A 14,507-nucleotide genomic window follows, 5' to 3' on the forward strand; every position below is an offset into this window, starting at 1 on the left:
CTTCCAGCTCTACGACCAGCAGGCCAACGTCCCCCTGGGCATCATCCCGCTGCTGCAGGTCGACATGTGGGAGCACGCCTTCTACCTGCAATACAAGAACGTCAAGGCCGACTACGTCAAAGCCTTCTGGAACGTCGTCAACTGGGCCGACGTCTCCGACCGCTACGCCAAGGCCACCGCGAACACCGGCGGACTCATCTTCGGCTGATTTGGTTTCGCGGACGTCAAAAAGGGGGAAACGGGGCCATCCGATCACCGGCCGAGGAGACCCCATGAGCAGAAGCTCCAGCACCGTCCACGGCGCCGTGGACAGGGCGACCGACAACGACGCCTTCCAGTACGCGGCGCGGGCCGGCTTCGCCGCCAGCGGTGTCCTGCACCTGTTGCTGGGGTACATCATCCTGCGGCTGGCGCTGGGCACCGGCGGCAACGCGGATCAATCAGGGGCCCTGGCCACCCTGGCCGCCCAGACCGGCGGGCAGGTGATGTTGTGGATCGCCGCGATCGGGTTGTTCGCCCTGGGCCTGTGGCATCTGGCCGAGGCGGTCGTCGGATCCAAGCCCAGCGAACGCTCCGGCAACGACGACTCACCGGCCTGGAAACGCGCCAAGTCGGTCGGTCTGGCGATCGCCAACATCGCGATCGCGTTCTCCGCCATGCGTTTCGCGATGGGCTCGGGTAAGTCCAGCGGCCAGCAGAATTCCGGCCTGTCGGCACAACTGATGCAGTCCGGCTGGGGTAAGGCACTCCTGGTCGTGGTCGGCCTCGGGGTGCTGGGTGTCGGCGGATACCACGTCTACAAGGGCGTCTCGCAGAAATTCTTCAAGGATCTGCAGGTGTCCGGCGGCACCGGCATCACCGCCGTCGGGGTCGCCGGTTACGTCGCCAAGGGTCTGGTACTCGCCGGTGCCGGCATCCTCGTCGTCTTCGCGACGCTGCAGGCCGATCCCGCCAAGGCCTCCGGCCTGGACGCCGCGGTCAAGACGCTCGGTGAGGCACCGTTCGGCAAGTTCCTGCTCATCGTCGCCGCGCTCGGCATCGCGGCGTTCGGGTTGTACAGCTTCGTGCGCAGCCGCTACGGCCGGTTGTGACCGGACTCAGCTGAGCGCGTCGATGAGCGCGGCCAGCTGCCCGGGTGACACCGCCACCCCGCACTGGTGGCGCAGGTCGATCAGCGGGCGCGCGATGTTCTGCAGGTCGAGGAACTCGCCGGGATGCGTCAGGAAGTAACCGCGCACCGAGTTCTCCGCGTCGGCTGTKGTCTGATTGCCGGCCGCCGTCAGCACGTCGTTGGCACCGGGATGAGTGTCCAGGTAGCCGCCCGCCTGATTCAGCACACCGCTGGCGACGGTGGCGAGATTGCTCGCCGAGCACGGCTCCGCTGCGGCAGCAGCCGGAGCAGCGATCAAGGACGCGGCGACTCCGCCGAGGACGAGCGTGACAATCGGTTTCATGGGTCGATCCTGCGGGAAATCGTGGCCCCCTGCACGGCCTTGTCGCGAACTGGATATGTCGGTACCCGTCGCTACCCTCACGCCATGTCGTTTCCCACACTCGCTCGCCAGGTTGATTTCCCGGCTCCGACCGGGACTTTTGACGAGAAGAGGGCCGTCGCCGCGGCCATCGAATTCTGCACCGCCTACGACGTCGCCCGGCACACCCGGTATTCGGTGGTGCCGCGACTGGATCAAGCGCTGCGCATCGCGTCGCTGACGGGCCCGGACCGACGCTGGCGACGGATGGCCGGCTGGTCGGGCAACCACGATATCGAGGGGCTCCCCGAGACGGTGCTGCTCACCGATGAGCGGGACTTCCTCTACAACAGGTTCGTGGCCGCGCTGCCCGATGCGGACTGGCTACCGCCGAACACCGTGACCTCGGTGAGCCGGTGGGCGCGGTTCTCCCCCGCCATGCGCGAGGCGCAGAGTTTGGGCCTGGGCTGGATCTTGCCTGTTCAGCGCGAGGTGCTGCTGGTGCCGATGCCCGCGACGCGCTACGCCGACAGCAACGCACGGGTGCTGCACTGCGACACCGGCCGACCGGCCATCGAATGGTCAGACGGCTCCGGGCCGTTCTACCTGCACGGCACCGAATTCGACGAAGGTCTGTATCGGGCGGTGCTCGGCGGCGAACTGTCCCTGCATGCCATCGCATCCGTCCGCAAAGCCGAGCAGCGCTCAATCGCCATGCGCTACTTGACCTTCGACGCGGCGGAGGCCGCCGGGGCCCGGTTGATCCACGGCGGTGTGTACCGGCTGGCACTCCCGCCGCGGCTGGCCAGGAACCGCAGCGCGTTCGCCTACTTCATCCGGCTGGGTGACAGCCCGTCCATCCAATGGGTGGATCCGCGGACCGCCGGTGACAACCCGAGCGGCCGCTGGCGCGACGAGATCCAGGAGGGGTCGACGAGCTAGCTGTGAATATCGCGGGTAGGCGACCCTATCCTTATCGGGGGATGAAAGGATTCCCCCATGAGCCTCCGGTGGAGCCGCTTTGCCGCGGCATTGTCCGTYCTCGCTGTCGTTGCCTCGGCGACGGCATGTTCGTYCGACGACGGAGGCGACGAACTGCTGATCTACAACGCACAGCACGAATCGCTCACCAAAGAGTGGATCGACGCGTTCACCAAGGAGACCGGCATCAAGGTCACCTACCGGCAGGGCGGTGACACCGAACTGGGCAACCAGCTCATCGCCGAGGGTGATTCCTCCCCGGCCGACGTGTTCCTCACCGAGAACTCACCGGCCATGGCCGCGGTCGAGGACGCCGGGCTGTTCGCCGATGTCGACGCCGCGACCGTCGAGCAGGTACCCGCCGAGTACCGCCCGTCGACCAACAAGTGGACCGGTGTCGCGGCCCGCACCACCGTCTTCGCCTACAACACGCAGAAACTGCAGCTGGGCGAGCTGCCGCGATCGATCATGGATCTGCAGCAGCCGGAGTGGAAGGGCCGCTGGGGCGCCCCGCCTCCCAAGGCCGACTTCCAGGCCATCGTCTCGGCGATGCTGCAGCTGACCGGCGAACAGGCCACCTCCGCGTGGCTGGCCGGGATGAAGACCAACGCCACCCTGCTGCAGGACAACATCGCCACCCTGCGCGCGGTCAACGACGGTGAGATCGACGGCGGAATCATCTACCACTACTACTGGTTCCGCGATCAGGCCAAGACCAAGGAGATCAGCGCCAACACCGAGCTGCACTACTTCCGCAACGAGGATCCGGGTGCGTTCATCAGCATCTCCGGTGGCGGCGTGCTGGAGTCGAGCAAGAAGAAGGATCAGGCTCAGCAGTTCCTGAAGTTCGTCACCAGCAAGGCCGGGCAGGAAGTCCTGGAGAAGGGCACCTCGTTCGAGTACCCGGTGGCCAGCGGCGTGCCCGCAAACCCGGCGCTCCCGGCGCTGGACACCCTGCAGGCACCGAAGGTCGACCCGTCCACGCTGGACGCCGCCAAGGTCACCGACCTGATGACCAAGGCCGGCCTGCTCTAGGTGGTCTCCACCCAGACCGACCGCCCGACCGCCGGACCGCGACCACCCGCCCGGCCGGGGACGCTGCTGACCGGGGGCATCGGCCTGCTGGTCGCGGTCACCTTCGTGCCGCTGGGCTATGTCGCCTGGGCGGTGATCAGTACCGGCCCCACCCGGATCTATGAACTGGTGGTGCGGCCCCGGGTGGCCGAGTTGCTGTTCAACACCGTCGGTCTGGTGGTGGTGACAGTCCCGCTGTGCCTGGTCCTCGGCATCGGGGCCGCATGGCTCGTCGAGCGCACCGACGTCCTCGGAGCCGTGGTGTGGCGTCCACTCCTGGTCGCCCCGCTGGCGGTGCCCGCCTTCATCAACAGCTACGCCTGGGTCAGTGTGTGGCCGACGCTGCACGGGTTCGGCGCCGGCGTGCTGGTCGCCACCCTGTCGTACTTCCCGTTCGTGTTCCTTCCCGCCGCGGCCACGCTGCGCCGGCTCGATCCTTCCATCGAGGAGTCGGCACGAGCGCTGGGCTCCGGCACCATCGGCATCTTCTTCCGGGTGGTGCTGCCGCAGCTCCGGCTGGCCGTGCTCGGCGGCGGACTGCTGATCGGGGTGCACCTGCTCGCCGAGTACGGTGCGTTCGCGATGCTGCGTTTCTCGACGTTCACCACCGCCATCTTCGAACAGTTCCAGGCCACGTTCGACGGCGCCGCCGGCGCCACCCTGGCCGGGGTGCTGGTCCTGCTGTGCCTGGTGCTGCTGCTGGGCGAGGCACTGCTGCGCGGCAACGCCCGATTCGCCAGGATCGGATCCGGCGCGCCACGTGCGGCGACCCCGATCCGGCTGCGTATCTGGAACATTCCGGCCACAGCAGGCCTGGCCGCGCTCACCGCACTGGCACTGGGCGTGCCGGTCTGGACACTGCTGCGCTGGCTGTGGATCGGTGGCGCCCAGGTCTGGGAGCTCGCCGATCTCGGTGAGGCGCTGGGCCAGACCGCGCTGCTCGCCGCGGTGGCCGCCGCCATCACCACCGTGGCGGCGTTCCCGTTCGCGTGGCTCGCCGTCCGCTACAGCGGCGCGTTCGCGCGCACGGTGGAGGGCGCCAACTTCGTCACCAGTTCCATGCCCGGCATCGTCACCGCGCTCGCGCTGGTCACCGTCGCCATCCGGTTCGCTCCCCCGCTGTATCAGACCGCGGCGCTGGTGCTGTGCGCCTATGTGCTGATGTTCCTGCCGCGCGCGCTGGTGAGCCTGCGCTCGGGACTGGCCCAGGTGCCGCCCGGACTCGAGGAGGCATCACGTTCGCTGGGGCTGTCACCGGCACGCAGCTTCGTGCGAATCACGTTGCGGCTCACCGCGCCTGCGGCCGGCGCGGGCGCGGCGCTGGTGTTCGTCGCCGTCGCCACCGAACTGACCGCCACCCTGCTGCTCGCCCCGACCGGCACCAGGACGCTGGCGATGCGGTTCTGGTCGCTGTCGAGCGAGCTGGACTATGCGGCCGCGGCACCGTACGCACTGGTGCTGGTGTCGTTGTCGATCCCGGTGACGGTGGCGCTGTTCCGGCAGGCGACGCGGGGGACGTCATGAGCGAACACACCCTGACCGTCCACGGCCTGACCAAGACGTTCACCGATCACCCGGTGCTCGACGGCGTCGACCTGACGCTGACCCCGGGCAGCATCACCGCCGTGGTGGGCGCATCGGGCTGCGGTAAGACCACGCTACTCAGACTGGTCGCCGGGTTCGAGGCACCCGACGCCGGCACCATCGACATCGACGGGCGCCGCGTGGCCTCCGCCGCGAGCAGCCTGGCACCGCACCGGCGGTCCGTCGGCTATGTCGCGCAGGACGGCGCCCTGTTCCCGCACCTGAGCGTCGGCGCCAACATCGCCTACGGACTACCCGGGCGCGCCGGCAGCGCCGCGGCCCAGGCCCGCGTCGCCGAACTTCTCGAAACCGTGTCCCTGCTGCCCTCGTTCGCCGCACGACGGCCCCATGAACTGTCCGGTGGCCAGCAGCAGCGTGTCGCTCTGGCCCGCGCCATGGCACGGCAACCGGCCCTGATGCTGCTCGACGAACCGTTCTCCGCACTCGATACCGGGCTGCGCGCCGCGACCCGCAAGGCGGTCACCAAGGTCCTCAACGACGCAGGTGTCACCACCCTGCTGGTGACCCACGATCAGGGCGAGGCGTTGTCGATCGCCGATCAGGTYGCCGTCATGCGCGACGGCCGGTTCACCGCTGTCGGTACGCCCCAACAGGTCTACCGCACGCCGGCTGACCGGTTCACCGCCGAGTTCCTGGGCGATTGCGTGTTCCTTTCCTGCACGGTGCGTGCCGGATCCGCCGAATGCGTGCTGGGCCGGATTCCGCTGGCCGTACCGGCGCCCGACGGTCCGGCCACCTTGATGTTGCGGCCCGAACAGCTGGTCGCCGTCGAGATCACCGATGCCGGAACGGAACTGGAGCCCGGGATCGGCACCGTGGTGGCCACCGAGTTCCTCGGCCACGATGTGCTGCTCACCATCGACGCCGGCGGTGACACCCCACCGATCACCGTGCGCCAGCACAGCATCTCACCACCCGGGGAATCCGCGAAGGTTCGCATCGAGATACTCGGTGGCGGTCTGGTATTGCCATGAGACACCTCGTTGCGCACCTGCGGGCGCACGGCGACCGGCCCGCGGTGCACACCCGCGACCAGACGCTCAGTTACCGACAACTCGCCGACCGGGTTGACTGCGCCACAGCAGAATTCGCCGGCGGCCGCAAGCTGATCCTGCTGGAGACGCACAATGACATCGCCACCCTGACACGCTATCTCGGCGCCATGGCCGGCGGGCACGTGGTGCTGCCGGTGCCACCCGGCAGTGATCACGCCGACCTGCTGGACACCTACCGCCCCGATGTCGTCATCGACGCCGGCGGCGTGCACCACCGCGGCGCCCAGCATCACGACCTGCACCCCGACCTGGCGCTGCTGCTGTCCACCTCGGGCAGCACCGGCTCACCCAAACTGGTCCGCTTGTCGGCGGCCAATCTGCTGGTCAACGCCGAATCCATCGCCGAATACCTCGAGATCCGCGATACCGACTGCGCGGCAACGACACTACCGATGTCCTACTGTTACGGGCTGTCGGTCATCCACAGCCACCTGCTGCGCGGCGCGGCGTTGATCCTCACCGATCTCTCGGTCATCGATGACACGTTCTGGGAGCTGTTCATCCGCCACCAGGGCACCTCGTTCGCGGGTGTGCCCTACACCTTCGACCTGCTGGACCGGATCGGCTTCGACACCCTGCGTCTGCCGCACCTGCGCTACATCACCCAGGCCGGCGGGCGACTGGAAGCCGAGCGGGTGCGCCAATTCGCCGCGCTCGGGCAGCGTCGCGGCTGGCAGTTGTTCGTCATGTACGGCGCGACCGAGGCCACCGCCCGAATGGCTTATCTGCCGCCCGAACTCGCCGGGACACGGGCCGAGGCGATCGGCCGGGCCATCCCCGGCGGGCGACTGTGGATCGACGCGCCGGACGATGAGATCGGCGAACTCGTCTATCAGGGGCCCAATGTGATGATGGGCTATGCGCGCAACGCCGCCGATCTCTCCGCGCCCGCCGGCACCGATGAACTGCGCACCGGGGATCTGGCCCGACGCGGCGCGGACGGGCTCTTCGAAGTGGTGGGCCGCGCCAACCGGTTCGCCAAGCTGTTCGGCCTGCGCATCGACCTGCAACGGGTGGAATCCGCTCTGCGCGAGCGCGGTATCTGCGCGCTGTGCACCACCGATGACGACGTCCTCGTCATCGCCGCAACCCACGGCGCGCAGGCGGTGCGCAGCGCCGCCACCGAGATCACCGGGCTGCCCGCCGGTGCGGTACGGGCGGTCAGCGTCCACGAGCTACCGATGCTGCCGTCGGGCAAACCCGACTATCCTGCGGTACTTGCACTGCGATCCGAAACGGCGGCATCGACCGCGCTGCGCGGGGTCTTCGCCGACGTGCTGCACCTGAATCCCGCAGACATCGACCCCGGTGCCAGCTTCGTGGACCTGGGCGGCAATTCGCTGAGCTACGTGACGATGTCGGTGCGCATCGAACGGGTGCTGCACGAACTCCCACCCGAGTGGCATCGGATGCCACTGCGCGAACTGGAGCAACTCAGCACCCGCAAGCGCCGCTGGACCTCGACGCTGGAGACCAGCGTGGCGCTGCGGGCGGTGGCGATCGTGCTCATCGTCGGATCCCATGCCGAACTGTTCGAGATGTGGGGTGGGGCGCACATCCTGCTCGGCGTCGCCGGCTACAACTTCGGCCGGTTCTGTCTGACCTCCGTACCACGCCCCGACCGGATCCGGCACCTGCGCAGCACGATCACCTGGGTCGCGCTGCCCGCGATCGCCTGGGTGGCGATCACCATGACCTTCAGCGATGACTACCAGTGGTCGAATCTGTTACTGGCCAACAAGATTCTCGGTCCGTTCGATAGCATGACCGCGGGCCGGCTGTGGTTCATCGAAGTGCTGGTCTGGATCCTGGTGCTGCTGACCCTGCTGCTGTGGGTACCCGCGGTGGACCGGCTGGAGCGCCGCCGACCGTTCGCGTTCGCGTTGGTGTTCCTGGCCGCTGGAGTGGCCCTGCGCTATGACGCCCCGGGACCGGACATGGGCGAGGATGCCTGGTTCAGCATGCTGGCGTTCTGGTTCTTCGCGGTCGGCTGGGCCGTGGCGAAGTCATCGACGGCCTGGCAGCGCGCCGCCATCACCGCGCTGCTGGCGGTCGGCCTGTACGGCTACTTCGGTGACCATGTCCGGGAAGCGCTGGTGTTCGCCGGGATCGCGGTGATGATCTGGTTGCCGTCGATCCGCTGCCCGGTGCTGCTGACCGGCGTGGTGGCCGCACTGGCCGACGCCTCGCTGTACGTCTACCTGACCCATTTCCAGATCTATCCGCTGTTCGGCGAACACCGTCTGCTGGGTGTGCTGGCGGCACTGGTGTTCGGTGTGGTGCTGGCCCAGGCAATGGCGCGGCTGCGCAGCCGGTTCCATCAGCGGTCGGCGATGATGCCTTCCTGGACCAGGGTTGCGGCGATCACGCCGTCGGCGCGCACGAGCGACGCCGACATCACGCCGCGCCCGCGGGCGGCCGCCGGAGACCGCGATTCCAGCAGATTCCATTGATCGGCCCGCAGCGGCTGATGAAACCAGATCGACGAATCGGTGGTCCCGCTGCGGTGCGTGCGGTCGGCCATCGAGAATCCGTGCACCTGCAGTATCGGGTCGACGCCGTAGAGGTCGGTGACGTACACCGCGACCAGGGTGTGGATCAGCGGGTCGTCGGGCAGCCCGACGGTGGTGCGCCACCACAGCCGCCGCACGAACTCCCCGCCGTCGTGCCCGTCCTGCACGCGGATGTCGAGTTCGTCCAGCGGAAGTGACGGTGCCGGGCCGGGCGGCCCGGTTCGGTCCAGGGTGTCCGGGTGCGGCGGCATCGACTGCCGGGTCCCGTGTTCGGGGCCGGGCAGCGGCGCGGAGAACGACACCGTTGCGATGTTGAGGAGCCGGTCGTGCTGGCGGGTCTGCACCCGACGCGACGCCGCGGTCCGGCCGTCATAGACGCGTTCGACCTGGTAGTCCGAGTCGTCACCGGCCTCGCCGCCGCGCAGGAACTGCTGGTGCAGGTTGGTGGGCCGTTTCCCGGCGTCGACCGTGGCGCACGCCGCGGCCAGACTCTGCGCGGCGAACAGACCCCCGAAGGACCGCTTGCCCTGCGGGCCGGCCCCGGGTCCGCGCCACCGGTCCGCACCGTCCGACGCCAGCGTCAGCAGGCGCAGCAACACACTCACGCGATGGTCCCCGCACCGGTGAGCTTGTCTATTTCCGCGGCACTGAGACCCAGGCGGCCCAGGACCTGCGCGGTGTGATCGCCCAGCGCCGGTGACGCGGTGGCGGGCGGGTAGCTGCCATCGATGCAGATCGGCAGGCCCGGGGCCAGGTACTCCCCGATCCGCGGCTGATCCAGGGTGGTGAACAGCGGGTTGGCGGTCACCCGTTCATCGGCGGCGACCTCGGCGAAGCTGCGGTAGCGCTCCCACAGCACCGAGGTCTGCGACAGCGCGGCGGCGACGTCCTGGGCGCTGCGTTCGGCGAACCACAGGGTGAACAGCCCGGTGAGCGCATCGCGGTGCCGGTACCGCTCCCCTTCGTCGGTGAAGTCCGCGCCGAGCGCCTCACCCAGTGCGGCAACGGCTTTGGTGGTACCGGTGAGTTCGGTCAGATCGCGGAAGTGCCGTCCGGTCAGCGCGACCAGCATGAACACCACGCCGTCGCTGCTGGTGAAGTTCTGGCCGTACTGGCCGTAGAGCGAGTTGCCGATCCGCCGGCGCTCGGTGCCGCCGACCATCACCTCGGTGAGGAAGCTGAGGTTGCCCGCGGTGGCCAGCGCGACGTTCTCCAGCGGGATGGCGACCTGCTGGCCGGCACCGCTGACCTCGCGGTGGCGCACCGCGGTGACCACCGCCAGCGCCGCATACAACCCGCACGCCACATCCCAGGCGGGCAGCACGTGGTTCACCGGCGTGGCCAGGTTGGCGGGGCCGGTCACCAGTGGGAAGCCGACGGCGGCGTTCACGGTGTAGTCCACGCCGGTGGAACCATCACCGCGCCCGGAGATCTCGACGTGGATCAGATCCGGTCGCAGGGCCACCAGTTCGTCGTAGGAATGCCAGGCGCGTCCGGCCACGTTGGTGATCAGCACACCGGCGTCGGCGATCAGCTCGCGGATGAGCTGCTGACCCTCGGGTGCCCGCATGTCGACGGCCACCGACTGCTTGCCCTTGTTGAGCCCGGCCCAATAGATGCTGTCCCCGTCATCGGTCACCGGCCAGCGCCTGTAATCGGCGGCGCCGCCCACCGGGTCGACGCGGATCACCTCCGCGCCCAGTTGCGCCAGGGTCATCCCCGCCAGCGGGACCGCCACGAAGCTGGAAATCTCGATGATCCGTACCCCCGCCAGGGGCCCCTGCGCCGCACCAGTCACCCGGTCAAGCTATCAACCCTCGGTCAGCACGGCGCCGTCTCGGCTCGCGGTCACCAATGTGCCGCGACCACCGTCGATCAGCACACCGCGCAGATACCGCGAACTCGCCGTCGCGCCGTCGAAGATCTCGCTCTTGACCTCTTCGGCCAGCACCGACCGTCCGTTGTCGGTGAACAGATAGCGGTATCGGGTCTCGGTGTGGCCCTGCCCCAGATCCTGGGACTCGATGTCGAGGTCCACATCGTCGGGTTTGGCGACGCCGAGTGCGGTGAGCACCGCGTCGGGTGAGAACTCCGCGAGGGCGATCTCCCGGGTGGTCTCCGGGCTCAGCCGGACCTCCTCGCTGACCTCAGCGGCGGCCAGGAAGCGCACCAGCCGCCAGGCGTCACCGACACCGCGCAGCACCACACGCTCGCGGCCCGGCAGCAGCTCGGCGACCACCACCTCCTTGCTCAGGTACACAACGACGGCGCCGGTGATCTCGCCCAGCTCAGCGGCCCGGCGCCGCAACGCCGAGAGATCCCAGGGCCGGACCTTGGGGCCCAGGTTGTCGTCGTTGAGCGCCCGCACCGCGGCGGCGACGGCGGCCCGAATCGGCCCCTTGTTGCAGCGCAGCGGGATTTCACCCGCGTCACGCAGGGCCCACAGCGCGGTGATGACCTCGGGTGCCAGGTCGACGGATTCAGACACGACAAGTCAGGTTACGGCCTCTCGGCTTGTGCCATTAGATTCGGTGGCATGTCCTCGATCGAGCTCGACACCCCCGCCGGCCCCATCGATGCGCTGGTCGACGTACCCGAGGGCCAGGGCCCCTGGCCCGGCGTGGTCGTGGTGCATGACGCCATCGGCTATCAGCCCGACAAGGAGGCGGTGTCCGCGCGTATCGCTGCCGCCGGCTATCTGAGCATCACCCCGAACCTGTACGCCCGCGGCGGCCGGGCCCGCTGTATCACCAAGGTGATGCGCGCCGCGCTGACGAAGCAGGGCCCCGCCATCGAGGACCTGCTGGCCGCCCGCGACTATCTGCGGGACCGGCCCGACAGCACCGGCGTCGTCGGTATCGCCGGTTTCTGCATGGGCGGTCAGTTCGCGCTCATCTTGTCCCCCAAGGGTTTCAGCGCCTCGGCGCCGTTCTACGGGACACCGCTGCCGAAGAACCTGGAGGAGACACTCAGCGGCGCCTGCCCGATCGTGGCGAGCTTCGGAGCCCGCGACCCGATCGGCCGCGGAGCCCCGGCGAAGCTGAACAAGGCCGTGGCGGCCCAGGGCATCGCCGCCGACGTCAAGGTCTACCCGAACGCCGGGCACAGTTTCGCCAATCAGCTTCCCGCACAGGCATTGTTGCGGGTGACCGGTTTCGGCTACAACGAGGCCGTCGCCGAGGATGCCTGGAGCAGGGTGTTCGACTTCTTCGAGACGCACCTGTCGGCAGACTAGTCGGGCAGCCGCAGTTCGGGCTTCTCGACCTCTTCGATGTTGACGTCCTTGAAGGTGATGACCCGGACCTGTTTGACGAAGCGGGCCGGGCGGTACATGTCCCACACCCAGGCGTCGGCGAGACGCAGCTCGAAGTAGACCTCACCGTCCGCGTTGCGGGGCACCATCTCGACGCTGTTGGCCAGATAGAACCGGCGTTCGGTCTCCACCACGTAGCTGAACTGTCCGACGATGTCCTTGTACTCGCGGTACAGCGAGAGCTCCATCTCGGTTTCGTACTTTTCGAGATCCTCGGCACTCATCTGCTCTGCTGTCCTTCGTCTAGGTTGGTCTCCATCATTCCCCACACCGCTGCGCCACGTTGCACCGATCCCGCAACCCGTCGCACATTCGCAAAGGAATAGCGGTGCTCGCTGCACGGGCCCCGCTCCTCCAGCGCGGCCATGTGCACCGGCGTGCTGTAGCCCTTGTGCTCGGCGAAGCCGTATCCGGGGTGTTCGGTCTCCATTGCGACCATCAGCCGGTCCCTGCTCACCTTGGCCAGCACGCTGGCCGCCGCGATACAGGCCGCCGCCGCGTCGCCGCCGATCACCGGTAGCGACGGCATCGGCAGCCCCGGTACCCGGAAGCCGTCGGAGAGCACGTACCCGGGCCGCAGCGGCAGTCCCGCCACCGCCCGGCGCATCCCTTCGATGTTCGCGTGATGCACACCGCGGCGGTCCACCTCGACCGACGGGATGAACACCACGTGGTAGGCCAGCGCGTACCGGCGGATCAGCGGGAACAGCCGTTCCCGCTCGGCTTCGTTGAGCTTCTTCGAATCGTCCAGCGCGGCAAGGCTGGTCAGGCGGTTGGGGCCCAGTACGCAAGATGCCACCACCAGCGGCCCGGCGCAGGCGCCGCGGCCGACCTCATCGACACCGGCCACCGGGCCGAGGCCGTTGCGGTACAGCGCGGACTCCAGGGTCCGCAGGCCGGACCTGCGGATCACTGTTCTGGGGGGCCAACTCGCCGGCAACGCCGGAACTCCTAATCGGCCGATGCCGTCTGGGGGTTGGTGCTGCTCACGCCACCCCAGCGCGACGGCGGCCAGGCGATGAAACGGGCCTTGCCGATCACGTTGTCGACGGGCACGGTGCCGGCCTCCGGGTCACCGGTGCACAGCAGCCCGCGCTGGGCGTCGCCGGGCAGGTTGGTGCAGCGCGACCGCGAGTCGGCCGAGTGGGTGCGGTTGTCGCCCATCACCCACAGCTTGTCCTCGGGCACCTTGACCGGGCCGAACTCATTGCCCAGGCACGGGTAGACCTCGGTGTCGGCGTTCATGGTGACCGAGTCCAGATACGGTTCGACGAGCTTCTTGCCGTCGACGGTCAGGCCGGTGTCGGCACGGCACTGCACCGTCTGTCCGCCGACCGCGATGACCCGCTTGACGAGATCGTTCTCGTCGGGCGGCACGAATCCGACGAACGACAGCGCGTCCTGCACCAGTTTGATGGCGGGGTTGTCGGAACGGATCGACTTGTAGCCGACGTTCCATGCCGGCGGGCCCTTGAACACGACGACGTCGCCGGGCTCGGGCTCGGTGAACCGGTAGGTGAGCTTGTCCACCATGATCCGGTCACCGACGCAGCCGGGGCAGCCGTGCAGCGTGGGTTCCATCGATTCCGAGGGAATCAGATACGGACGCACCACGAAGGTGAGCATCACGTAGTAGAGGACCAGCGCGATGGTGACCAGGATGGCGCCTTCGCGCAGCGCGCCACGCTTCTTCTGCGGCTCCTGCTCCGCTGCTGTGTCCGATCCGGTGGCGGGTTCGGCGGTTTCAGCGGGAGCGGAGTCCTCGGCGTCGTCGGTCACGGCATCAGGGTAGCCAGCGAGGCTGGGGACCAGCCTGACAGCCTGAGCGAGCGTGTCGTGGTGCGAGCACCTGACACGATCAGCGTCAGCGCTTCTCCTTGATCTTCGCCTTCTTGCCACGCAGATCGCGCAGGTAGTACAGCTTGGCGCGACGCACGTCACCGCGGGTCACGACGTCGATGTGGTCGATGTTGGGCGAGTGCACCGGGAAGGTCCGCTCGACGCCGACGCCGTAGCTCTCCTTGCGGACGGTGAAGGTCTCGCTGATCCCACCGTTCTGGCGGCGCAGCACGACACCCTTGAAGACCTGGATGCGCTCCTTGGAACCCTCGATCACCTTGACGTGCACGTTGACGGTGTCGCCGGGGCCGAATGCCGGGATGTCGTCGCGCAGCGACGCCTTGTCGACGAAGTCAAGCGTGTTCATCGGTGACTCTTCCTTGCTGTTGGCGGCTCTTCATGGGCTGCGCGGTGACGCGCTGCCGAACCGACGTATTCGGGCGGATCTGACTGTGTTCGTCAGGCAGCAGGGGTGAACCTGCGCAGACAACTGCTCAATTGTGCCAGACGCGGCGCATGAGGCGAAATCGTCGCCCTGAGCACCGGTCGACCGCGAAACGCCGCCCCCAGCCGGGGCGCGCGCGGGTGGTCGACGGTGGTTACCCTACTGGTATCAGGGGTAGACGTTCCGACATCGTGGCCGGGACCCCCCGCC

15 protein-coding genes and 1 pseudogene are annotated in these 14,507 nt (G+C 68.3%); 8 read left to right on the plus strand and 8 right to left on the minus strand.

Features of this window, described 5'->3' with window-relative positions; all coding sequences use genetic code 11:
• Together AC1DTF_RS22035 and AC1DTF_RS22040 are read left to right on the plus strand one after the other, a co-directional pair.
• Window positions 1-208 (plus strand): Fe-Mn family superoxide dismutase (locus AC1DTF_RS22035; protein ID WP_477475617.1); only part of this gene is annotated, 208 nt, incomplete at its 5' end.
• A gap of 64 nt (window positions 209-272) precedes the next feature.
• Complete coding sequence (locus AC1DTF_RS22040; RefSeq protein WP_477475618.1) at window positions 273-1,091, plus strand: DUF1206 domain-containing protein; 819 nt, start codon at window positions 273-275, stop codon at window positions 1,089-1,091.
• A gap of 6 nt (window positions 1,092-1,097) precedes the next feature.
• On the opposite strand, the gene AC1DTF_RS22045 is transcribed toward AC1DTF_RS22040, so the two are convergent.
• The gene (locus AC1DTF_RS22045) at window positions 1,098-1,454 is read right to left on the minus strand and encodes a hemophore-related protein (RefSeq protein WP_477475619.1); all 357 of its coding nucleotides are present in this window, start codon (window positions 1,452-1,454) and stop codon (window positions 1,098-1,100) included.
• Between the two features lie 84 nt (window positions 1,455-1,538).
• Here AC1DTF_RS22045 and AC1DTF_RS22050 point away from each other — a divergent pair, with 84 nt between their 5' ends.
• The 5 genes and pseudogenes from AC1DTF_RS22050 to AC1DTF_RS22070 form a co-directional block, all read left to right on the plus strand.
• Complete coding sequence (locus tag AC1DTF_RS22050; RefSeq protein ID WP_477475620.1) at window positions 1,539-2,414, plus strand: hypothetical protein; 876 nt, start codon at window positions 1,539-1,541, stop codon at window positions 2,412-2,414.
• Window positions 2,415-2,471: 57 nt separating this feature from the next.
• Complete coding sequence (locus AC1DTF_RS22055; protein ID WP_477475621.1) at window positions 2,472-3,488, plus strand: iron ABC transporter substrate-binding protein; 1,017 nt, start codon at window positions 2,472-2,474, stop codon at window positions 3,486-3,488.
• Window positions 3,489-5,051 (plus strand): ABC transporter permease, encoded by a 1,563-nt coding sequence (locus tag AC1DTF_RS22060; RefSeq protein WP_477475622.1) that lies wholly within the window; start codon window positions 3,489-3,491, stop codon window positions 5,049-5,051.
• The gene (locus AC1DTF_RS22065; RefSeq protein ID WP_477475623.1) at window positions 5,048-6,106 is read left to right on the plus strand and encodes an ABC transporter ATP-binding protein; all 1,059 of its coding nucleotides are present in this window, start codon (window positions 5,048-5,050) and stop codon (window positions 6,104-6,106) included. Before AC1DTF_RS22060 ends, AC1DTF_RS22065 begins: the two co-directional genes overlap by 4 nt.
• A gap of 188 nt (window positions 6,107-6,294) precedes the next feature.
• Window positions 6,295-8,412, plus strand: a pseudogene (locus tag AC1DTF_RS22070) (AMP-binding protein); the annotation flags it as partial.
• A 95-nt stretch (window positions 8,413-8,507) separates the two neighbouring features.
• Here AC1DTF_RS22070 and AC1DTF_RS22075 read toward each other — a convergent pair.
• The 3 genes from AC1DTF_RS22075 to AC1DTF_RS22085 are packed head-to-tail and all read right to left on the minus strand — an operon-like array spanning window position 8,508 to window position 11,188.
• Complete coding sequence (locus AC1DTF_RS22075) at window positions 8,508-9,305, minus strand: acyl-CoA thioesterase (protein WP_477475624.1); 798 nt, start codon at window positions 9,303-9,305, stop codon at window positions 8,508-8,510.
• Entirely contained in the window at window positions 9,302-10,498 is a 1,197-nt protein-coding gene (locus AC1DTF_RS22080; RefSeq protein ID WP_477475625.1) for a CoA transferase, read from the minus strand. Before AC1DTF_RS22080 ends, AC1DTF_RS22075 begins: the two co-directional genes overlap by 4 nt.
• 12 nt (window positions 10,499-10,510) lie before the next feature.
• Window positions 10,511-11,188 (minus strand): hypothetical protein, encoded by a 678-nt coding sequence (locus tag AC1DTF_RS22085; RefSeq protein ID WP_477475626.1) that lies wholly within the window; start codon window positions 11,186-11,188, stop codon window positions 10,511-10,513.
• 48 nt (window positions 11,189-11,236) lie between these two features.
• On the opposite strand from AC1DTF_RS22085, the gene AC1DTF_RS22090 reads away from it, so the two are divergent.
• Window positions 11,237-11,935 (plus strand): dienelactone hydrolase family protein, encoded by a 699-nt coding sequence (locus AC1DTF_RS22090; protein WP_477475627.1) that lies wholly within the window; start codon window positions 11,237-11,239, stop codon window positions 11,933-11,935.
• Here the strand turns inward: AC1DTF_RS22090 and AC1DTF_RS22095 are convergent.
• From AC1DTF_RS22095 to rplS, 4 genes are all read right to left on the minus strand, one after another.
• Window positions 11,932-12,237, minus strand: coding sequence for a DUF2469 domain-containing protein (locus tag AC1DTF_RS22095; protein WP_019511324.1), 306 nt, complete (start codon window positions 12,235-12,237; stop codon window positions 11,932-11,934). The genes AC1DTF_RS22090 and AC1DTF_RS22095 overlap by 4 nt on opposite strands.
• Window positions 12,234-12,953 carry a ribonuclease HII gene (locus AC1DTF_RS22100; protein ID WP_082614040.1) on the minus strand — a complete coding sequence of 240 codons (720 nt, stop codon included), beginning with the start codon at window positions 12,951-12,953 and terminating at the stop codon, window positions 12,234-12,236. The genes AC1DTF_RS22095 and AC1DTF_RS22100 overlap by 4 nt, the downstream gene beginning before the upstream one ends.
• Window positions 12,954-12,964: 11 nt before the next feature.
• Window positions 12,965-13,792, minus strand: coding sequence for a signal peptidase I (gene lepB, locus AC1DTF_RS22105; RefSeq protein ID WP_477475628.1), 828 nt, complete (start codon window positions 13,790-13,792; stop codon window positions 12,965-12,967).
• An 85-nt stretch (window positions 13,793-13,877) separates the two neighbouring features.
• Window positions 13,878-14,219, minus strand: coding sequence for a 50S ribosomal protein L19 (gene rplS, locus AC1DTF_RS22110; RefSeq protein WP_057166382.1), 342 nt, complete (start codon window positions 14,217-14,219; stop codon window positions 13,878-13,880).
• Between the last annotated feature and the right edge of the window lie 288 nt (window positions 14,220-14,507).

The sequence above is a fragment of the Mycobacterium sp. P4_H6 genome, assembly GCF_056400845.1.